This window comes from Bifidobacteriaceae bacterium, assembly GCA_031281585.1.
GTDB lineage: Bacteria > Actinomycetota > Actinomycetes > Actinomycetales > WQXJ01 > JAIRTF01.
The window spans coordinates 1-8329 of record JAITFE010000110.1 but is presented as its reverse complement, the minus strand read 5'-3'; the positions used below and the strand labels follow the sequence as shown (position 1 = coordinate 8329).

Below are 8329 nucleotides of genomic sequence, written 5' to 3'. Positions count from 1 at the left end.
CGACGACATCGCCGGATGCCTGCGGACCGCTCGCGGCGGCTCCTCCAAACAGGCGGTTGTGCGCCTGGGGGAGGGCGGCCTGCGGGTTCGGTGGATGACGCCCCGCGAATGCGCCCGCCTGATGGGCGCCGGCGACTACCCGTTGGGGGCAGTCTCCACAAACCAGGCACTTTTCGGATTCGGCGATGCCGTGGCCGTCCCCGTTGTCGAGTGGCTCGCCGCCAACTACTTGATGCCCCTGGTTACCGCGCAGACGGGGCACACTCGCGAACCGGCGATGCGCGCGGACCTGGCCTCGCTCGGCTCCCGCATCCCCGGTGATCCAAGGGCGCCAGCCGGAAGCGTGCCGGCCAACTCGTCTGCCGGGCGGACCCAGTGACCAGGTCGGATGGGGACGCCCGCCCGGATCGGACGGCTCCGGCGGCCAGGCCGGACGAAGACGCCGGGCCGGGCGGCGCGTCCCCGATGACCAGGTCGGATGGGAACGCCCGCCCGGGTGGGACGGCATCGGCGGTCGGCGGTGGGACGGCGCCGGCGGCCAGGCCGGACGGGGTTGCCGGGCCGGGCGGGGCGGGCCCAATGACCAGGCCGGACGGGAACGCCCGGCCGGGTGGGACGGCATCGGCGGTCGGCGGCGGGGCCAAAGAGTCTTGGGCGTCCTCGGACGCCACTCGGCGGTCCATGCAGGCGAACCGGAGCCGGGACACGGGGCCGGAAATGGCGGTGCGAAGGCTGCTGTTCGCCCGTGGGCTGCGGTATCGGGTTGCGTTCAAGCCGGTCAAAGGCGAACGAATGACCGCCGACATCGTGTTTCCGGGGCGGCGGGTGGCGGTTTTCATAGACGGGTGCTTCTGGCACGGCTGCCCCGAGCACCATCGGCTGCCAAAGACGCACACCGATTACTGGCAATCGAAGATCGCCCGCAACACCGCCCGGGACACCCATGTGGCCCAGGTGCTGGAGACCGCGGGCTGGACCGTCCTACGCTTCTGGGAGCACGAAGACCCCGCTGAAGTGGCCGAACGCATCGCCAACCGTGTGCAGGACCATTCGTGAACGGCCGATTTGGCCGACCCGGCCCCCATCGCCAGGCGCGAGTTCGGGTGATGCCGTCGCATGTCGCAGCGGAGCGCCATCCGCCGTCTGCGGCCACGTCCACGATCAAGGAATTGAGCCGGTCGGCGTCGAGTTGTTGAGTTGCCACCGCCCGCCCTCGCTAGAACGCTTGGGCGAAGGTCAACGGCACTGCCATTGGCTCGGTCCGGCGACGCGCGTTCGGCGCTGCAGCGTGATGCGCCCCAACTCGTGGCGCCGAGGTCGCAGCGGTCATGACCGGATTCTGTTTCTTTAGCCGCCGATGGGCGCTGCGTGCACAAAGGCATGCCTAATATGGACGTGCAAGAGAAGCCTCCATGGCCAGCGCAAGCCGGGCGACACGCGCCACATTCCCCTGTGTCGCCCGGCGGTGGTCCGCCGCCGGGTGCCAGATTCCGACTGGCGCTGGTCATCGGGTGCCGGACCCAGTTATTGATCAGCTTGCGTATCCCTCGAAAAGAGTCGGCGCATGGCGTCGCGGGCAGATCGAATCCTGCATTCGTGCGCCCGGGCCAGCTGCAATCCTATTTAGTGCTACACCCCAGAATCAGGCTGTAGCATTAGGCCTCCAAGCCCTGACCAGCCCAAACCTCGGGCTACCAGCAACACCCTGAACAGTTACGTTGGCCCATGGTGCCGCCGACTTGTCCCCCTATTGGGGGACGCGAGATTGTGCGGGCGTCGGGTTGACTCTAAGAGTCCACTTTCGCCCGCATTGAATTCATGAGAAGGCCCGCTGTGAGTTGTGCGCTCATTCCGCAGTTCGATTCTCTCGGCCTGCTTGGCATGCGCCACCGGGGCAGCTTCACAATCAACCGCGGCAGGGATGGGCGTACTCGACGAATCGAACGAAGGGAGTGGTGATGTTCAGATCAAATGGGAAGAAGGCGCGGGGCGTGGGTCCGGCGGTTACAAGAGGAATGCGGGCGCGGAGGGCTGCGGCGGTGATCGCCGCCGCAACGGTGGCCGCGCTGGGGCTGGGAACGCCGGCTCAAGCGGCTGGTGGAGATCAGTGGTACCTCGACGGTGGGTCCGGATTCGCGACGGTCGCGGGCCGGGTGGCTTGGTCTTCGACCCAGGGCTACGCCTCGACCTGGTGGGTATCGGGCAGGTCCAAGAATGAGTACTTGTACGTCAAAGTCACGGGACTGCAAAACAACGTCGGCGTTATGAAAGCCAAGACTCGGGTGGAGACTCCGCTGACCAAGTCCAAGCCAAGTGGTTCACTGGGCAGCGTCACCGGCTGGCATAGCATTGGATACAGTTCCTGGCGCAACACCTACAACTGATACTTCCACGGCTGTGGTGCGTGATGTGAGTGTGGTGCCGCCGGTCGTGCGTGGGCGCGGCTGGCGGCGGGCCGTGGTGGTTGGTTTGTGCGCGGTTGGTTTGCTGGGCTTGTCCGGTTGCGGGCAGGGCGGTGGTGACGACCGGGTGAGTTCGGCGCAGATCAAGGAACACGCCCGCGAGTTGGAGGAACGGGGTTACCCGGAGCAGGCCGCGATGATGGCGGACGGCGAGATCACGGCGGAGGAATTCCAGGACGCGTTCGACCTGTTCCGGAAATGCCTCGAGAACGCTGGCGAGGGGATCGCCGCAGGCCCCTACACAAGCCCGGTTGACGGTTTGTCGCTCGACTACCTGATCGATCCGGGGGAAATCGAGGACCCGATCGCCCAGGGCGAAATCGAAATTGGATGTGACGACAAGTATCTCCAACTCTTGGAGCCCGATTACGTCTATTCGCATGAGCCGAAGATGGACCCGGCGTTGCACAGCGCTCTGCGGGAGTGTTTGGCCGAGAAGGGCTTCGAGACTTCGGGCGAGGAGAAATCGGTCAGGGACTTCGTTGGCGAGGCGGCGGTGGACGACCCAGCCGGCACTGACCGCGATGACGTGGTGGTCGATTGCGCGCACCGCGAATTGGACCGCCTGTATTCGGACAGGCAGATTGTCGGCACTGGGTTGGGTTGGTGACGCGAACGCCCGGTGCGGTCCGAACAGGAGGCGAAAGGCCGGGCCCATGCCCCGCAGGCTCCTGTTCGCTGCCAGGCGCCGCCGTGTGGTCCCGTCCCGACGGACCCGGTCTTCCGAACGGCGCCTCTAGAATCGGGGAACCGACCACCGGAGGGAATCTCATGGAGCACCCGAATTGAACGCCCGCACAAGTCTCGCGAAAACCGCGCTCGGGTGGGTGGGAGTGGCCTTTTGGTGCCTCGCGCCGGTGGGGGCGTACTGCTTATTGACGGAGCGCGCGTCCCACGAGTCGTTTGACCCGCCCGTCGCGGTTGACGGCGTAGTCAAAGCCAACGCGGGTGCCTTGAGCCGCGACGTGACGCTGGTCCTGACCTGGCGCGCTCCCGGGGCGCTGATGGCGCCTGATTGGGCCGGTGTGGTGCAGGCCGTTCCGGTGGCGGCGGGACAGGCGGTCGCCTCCGGAGATGTGGTGGCTCGAATCGCGGGTGTGGACAGGATCGCTTGCGCCAGCGATTACCCCATGGCCGGACCTGTGGCGCTGAAGGACAAAGGCCAAGATGTTGAGACGCTGCAGCGGTGTCTGTCCCTGGCTGGTTTCGATGCGGCTCAAGACAAAGGCGTTTACGGCCAGGCCACCAAGGCGGCTGTAGCGGCATGGTCGAAACAGACTGGGGCTGCCAGCGACAACGGGAATGCTTTCGATGCGGCTTGGCTGGTCTTCCTGCCGGAGGAGAACTATGAGCTCTTGACGGTCGATCTGGAGGTGGCGGCCCAGGCCCCAGTCGGCGGGACCGCTATAGCCACAGCTCGGCCGTCTCTGACGCGCGCGGTGCTGTCCTCCCTAGAAGATTCCCGCGGCAGCGAAATGACCGGCGGCGAGGCGGAACCCGTTCCGACCGATCAGGAAGTGGCTCCCGAGGAGTTGATCACCGCCAACCCGGACGAGTCACTGTTGGTCGGGAGCATGACCATCAAGTTAGCACAGAACCGAGGCGAGGTCGCGGCCGAAGGGCTGGCAGAGTTGAGCGGCCAGGTCCCACCGAACACCACAAGCGTGAACGTCAAGCTCCAGCGCGAAGGGGCAGCAGATGAATTGCTGGTGCCAGCCGCGGCGGTAGTGGCGGTGCCGCAGGGCGGCACCTGCGTGCTGCGGGTCGAAGGATCCGGCATCAAGGCGGTGGTGGTCGAGGTGGTCGGGGACACGTCCGGCAGCGCAATCGTCAAAGGGAACCTGAGCCCCGGCGACAGGGTCCGCCTTTCCCCGGTGGCTGAGGATCGGCAATGCGGATCGACGTGACTGGATGCACGGTGGCGTTCGGACCCCGGGTGGTGTTGGATTCGCTGCAGGCCAGCTTCGTCGGCCCCGGGATGGTGGCCCTGATGGGGCCGTCCGGATCCGGGAAGACCACTTTGCTGGGCGTTATAGCGGGTGTTGTTCGTACGGCACCGGGCACTGTCCGGCTGAACGGTGTTGCCAAGGCACCCGAAGACTGGGAATGGATAGTGCAGGCAACACCGTTGTTGGGACGCCGCTCGGCGTTTGACAACGTGATCCTGGGTCCCGCGGCGCGGGGCTTGGCCGCTGGCCCGGCCCCGGCGGCCGCTTGGGCCGCTATGGCCGCGCTGGGCATTAGCGAACTAGCTGATCAAAAGGTGTACAAACTTTCCGGCGGGGAGCGTCAGCGGGTGGCGGTTGCGCGGGCCTTAGCGGGCGGTGCGGACCTGATCTTAGCCGACGAGCCGACCGCGTCCCTGGACCCGCGTTCGCGTGAATTGGTCTGCGATGGCTTGGGCCAGGCGGCCGAGCGGGGCGCATTGGTCTTGGTGGCCACCCACGATCCGTATGTCGCCGGGCGGGCAGATGTGGCTTACCGGCTGGAAGACGGGCGGCTCGCCGATGGCGGATAGCGGCGGACGGCCCGCGAAGCGCCTCCCGCTTAGGTTGGCGGTCTCCGAAGCGCTGGCGAATCTGCGGGCCAGCCCGGCCAAGACGCTCACGAGTTGCTTGGTTGGGTTGATGGCGGGGGCCGCGGTGGTCACCGCGCCAGCGCTTGAGGTGAGCCGCATCGCCGCCTACAACGACGAGTTGGTCGCCGCCGGAGCGAACCTATTCGTGGTCCAACGCGATGATCGCCAGGGCCTTGACGCGGGCCGGTGCGACTCGCTGCGGTCGCTGCCGGGCGTGATCGGAGCCGGCGGGGTGGCGAGCGTCAGGCGGGCTGTCTCATCCGTCGACAGTGGTGTCAGCTTTGACCTGGCCAAGGCCAGCCCCGGCTACGCGGCCCTGGTCTGGCCAGCCCTGCGGGGTCAACCCGATACGGGGATGGCGGTGGTGGGCGCCAGGGTGGCCAGCCGCTTGGGCATAGCCGACTCCGGCACCCTGCCGTACGTCGTGGCCCGCGTCAATGAGCGTGTGGAAGTCATGGCGGCGCCGGGTCAGCCACGGTCATCCGAACAGGGCAATCTGGTGGTGGTGCCGGTGGCACCCGCGGGGCAACTGCAGGAGTGCTGGGTCGAGGCCGCGCCTGGGGCGCGCGAAAACGTCGAATTGTTGCTGCTCGGCTGGTTTGATGAGGCGGCCCGGACGCTGGTGACGCCCGGCGTCTTGGGCGAGCCGCTCGATTCTAGCCCCGCCGGCCAATTGGCGGCCCGCTTATCGGGCTGGGTTCCGCTGGCGGCGGCGGCCGTTTTGGCGTTGTTCCAGGCCGCGTTGTGGCTGGGGCGGCGAACCGACATGGGGCTGTATGGTCTGCTGGGCCTGCGAGGCGGCCGATTGGCTCTGATGGTGGCTTCAGACTGGGCGTTCACTGCGCTCGCGCCGTTCGCCGCTGGCGCGCTCTTAGCCGGTGCTTGGCTGGCCCCGCAGCTGGCGGGAGTGGTCTTGGCGGTGACGGCCTGGGACTTCGCGCGCGCTGCCACGCTGGTCACTCTTGTTCCCTTGGCGGTCTTCGGGATGCTCGCCGCGATCAAGCCGTTTGACGCCATTCGTGGACGCTGAGTTCGCCCGCGGCGGCCCGGTTCGGACCCGGTGGGCCGCTCTGCGGTGTACAAGGCACTACGACTGGGGCCTGGGGAACGCTTGGGGTCAGTTCGGCCACACCGGGCCCCGGCTGCGCCGCCCCTTCTGGTCAGCCCGCAACCGTGCCCGAGTTCGCCGCCGGCTCGCGCAGACGCGAATAGAAGCCCAAATCGACCGTGCGGCCGGTGACGCGTCCCAGGTATAGGGTGGGGACGGCATCGTGATCCTGGCCGTCCGTCGTCGCCGTGATGATCGCCTCCATGAACTCCCCGATGATCGGCCCGTTCTTGAACTGGTTGCCGGAGGTGCCGATCGCGACGAAGAATCCCGGCGCGGCAGTCTTGTCGTAGATCGGGGTCCAGTCGCTCGCCACGTCGTAGACGCCGACCACGCCGGCCGGGCGCGGCGGGATCGCCAGTTCGGGGAAGCGGCGGGCCGCCCGGGTGACCTGCTTCTCGAACAACTCGGCGGTGCGGTTCATGTTGACGTCCTCCAAGGGGAAATCGACCCATTCGAGCACGTCGCATTCCGGTTCCGTCCCGCCGATCACCAACGACCCAGACGGCTCCGGCCGCAGGTAGTACCCCAAGTCCTGGTCCGCCACGCACGGCCCGATCGACCCGGCCGGGTTGAAGCCGGGGGGCGCGGGCACCGCGTGGACCTCTTGACGCAGCGGGCGGGTCGTGATGGCGAACTCGCCACCCACCCCGGCCAGCGCGTTGACCTGCGGCGACCACGGCCCGGCCGCGTTTACCACCACGGGCGCCTCCAACGTCTCGCCCGCGTCGGTCGTCACCCGCCAGACCGTCCCGGATCCGCCGCGCACGCCACCGCCGATGCCGTCCGCCCACCCGCCAAAACCAGCCCTGTCCGTTTCCACGCCGCCGCCGGTGCCGCCCACTGATCCGTCGGCCCCACCGCCGATGCCACCCACTGATCCGCCAGCCCCACCGCCGCTTCCGTTCGCCAGCCCGCCAGTGCCGGGACCGTTGAGGGGCTCGGCGCCAGCGCCCTCAGCCCTGCCGCCCACCTGCGTGATCGCCACGACCGCCGTGCGGTACAGCGTCTCCGCGCCCGCACGGCGGGCCGCGTTGGCGAAGTTTTCGCAGGCAAGACGGGGGTCGTCGATGAATCCGGCCTGCGGGGTGTAGACGGCGCCCAACCGACCTGAGGGCTCGTCCCAGAAGGATTCCGAGTCGATGGGCTTGGGCGGGAAGAAGCGCCCGGCGTCAATCCCGCCGATCCGGCGCTCCAGTTCGGTCGCGTCCCATTCCTCGTATTCAATCCCCAAGGCGTCGAAGTGCGCCCGCAGCGCGGCGCGCGGGAAGGCGGGGCAGTCCACCATGATCTTGCCGTTGCGGTGGAACTTGGCCAGCGCCTCGCCCGCCGGTGCCTCCAGGTAGGAACGCAGGTCAGCCCACATGTGCGAGGCCTCCCAGGCCACAATCACCGAGGTCAGCAGCGTGTACTCGAAGCGGATGATCCCGCTTGAGGCGCTCGAAGAGCCGTACCCTGCGCCCGCGCCCTTGTCCACCAGCAGCACTTTCCGCCCGGTCTTGGCCAGCTGGTAGGCCGTCGAAGCGCCGACTATGCCGGCCCCAATCACAATCACGTCCGCCGTCTTGGTCACAATTCGCCTCCTGTTGTTTAGCCCGCCTGCGCGAGCCCGGTCAGTCTCGTCCGCTCAGCCGCTCTCCGTGTCGAATCTGCGCGGTGGAGAAAACCAGCTTCGGGACAAAAGGGCGCGCCTCTGTCCCATCCGCTGAATGGTTTGGCACCGCCGGGCGTGGCCGTTGGTGCACCCGTCGCCCGGCACCGCCGATTGGAAAAGACCCGCCGGTCGACTTCGGGCCGGCACAACACCCGCCACTGGACGGGGGCCGTGTGACAGAATCCGCCACTCGTTGACCTGTTCGTGCAGACGCCAGTCGATCTTGAGGTCCGCGCAAAACCCTCCGCTCGGCCCGCCAGAGCCACGGGCTCCCGCGCATTGGGCAGATGAGCCGAATAGGCGTCGTCCGTATTTCGCGGGGTGGCTCTGCGGGCAAAACCCGGGCACTGCCGCAGAAATAGGTACCGTCCCCATTTCTGGGGAAATAGGTACCGTCCCCATTTCGGCGTCATGTCAGAGGGACCGGACCGCGGCGGCCGCCGCCGGGAGGACTTCGGCCAGGTCGCCCACAATGCCGAGGTCCGCGATCTCGAAGATCGGCGCGTCCGGGTCCTCGTTGACGGCCA

General features: G+C 67.6%; 8 protein-coding genes. 7 read left to right on the top strand and 1 reads right to left on the bottom strand.

The genetic code is table 11. The features are described 5' to 3' along the window. From LBC97_12300 to LBC97_12270, 7 genes are all read left to right on the top strand, one after another. On the top strand, window positions 1–379 hold a 379-nt coding region (locus tag LBC97_12300; protein MDR2566806.1), incomplete at its 5' end, for a DNA cytosine methyltransferase. Continuing rightward, on the top strand, window positions 376–1056 hold the full coding sequence (locus tag LBC97_12295) for a very short patch repair endonuclease (protein ID MDR2566805.1): 681 nt from the start codon (window positions 376–378) through the stop codon (window positions 1054–1056). The genes LBC97_12300 and LBC97_12295, both read left to right, overlap by 4 nt. 983 nt (window positions 1057–2039) lie before the next feature. Then, window positions 2040–2384: a hypothetical protein gene (locus LBC97_12290; GenBank protein MDR2566804.1), complete on the top strand. Its 345-nt coding sequence runs from the start codon at window positions 2040–2042 to the stop codon at window positions 2382–2384. 16 nt (window positions 2385–2400) lie between these two features. Further along, a complete protein-coding gene (locus LBC97_12285) occupies window positions 2401–3072 on the top strand; it encodes a hypothetical protein (protein ID MDR2566803.1) in 672 nt (223 codons plus the stop codon). A gap of 175 nt (window positions 3073–3247) precedes the next feature. Further along, window positions 3248–4369 carry a peptidoglycan-binding protein gene (locus LBC97_12280; protein ID MDR2566802.1) on the top strand — a complete coding sequence of 374 codons (1122 nt, stop codon included), beginning with the start codon at window positions 3248–3250 and terminating at the stop codon, window positions 4367–4369. Then, complete coding sequence (locus LBC97_12275; protein MDR2566801.1) at window positions 4354–4980, top strand: ATP-binding cassette domain-containing protein; 627 nt, start codon at window positions 4354–4356, stop codon at window positions 4978–4980. The genes LBC97_12280 and LBC97_12275 overlap by 16 nt, the downstream gene beginning before the upstream one ends. Further along, entirely contained in the window at window positions 4970–6070 is a 1101-nt protein-coding gene (locus LBC97_12270) for a hypothetical protein (protein MDR2566800.1), read from the top strand. Before LBC97_12275 ends, LBC97_12270 begins: the two co-directional genes overlap by 11 nt. A 130-nt stretch (window positions 6071–6200) precedes the next feature. Here LBC97_12270 and LBC97_12265 read toward each other — a convergent pair whose 3' ends face one another. After that, window positions 6201–7721, bottom strand: a complete 1521-nt coding sequence (locus tag LBC97_12265; GenBank protein ID MDR2566799.1) for an FAD-binding oxidoreductase — start codon at window positions 7719–7721, stop codon at window positions 6201–6203. Window positions 7722–8329: the final 608 nt, after the last annotated feature.

Excerpts from the sequence above, each read along its gene's own strand:
- LBC97_12270 (MDR2566800.1), top strand. The coding sequence starts at position 4,970 with ATGGCGGATAGCGGCGGACGGCCCGCGAAGCGCCTCCCGCTTAGGTTG.
- LBC97_12275 (MDR2566801.1), top strand. The coding sequence starts at position 4,354 with ATGCGGATCGACGTGACTGGATGCACGGTGGCGTTCGGACCCCGGGTG.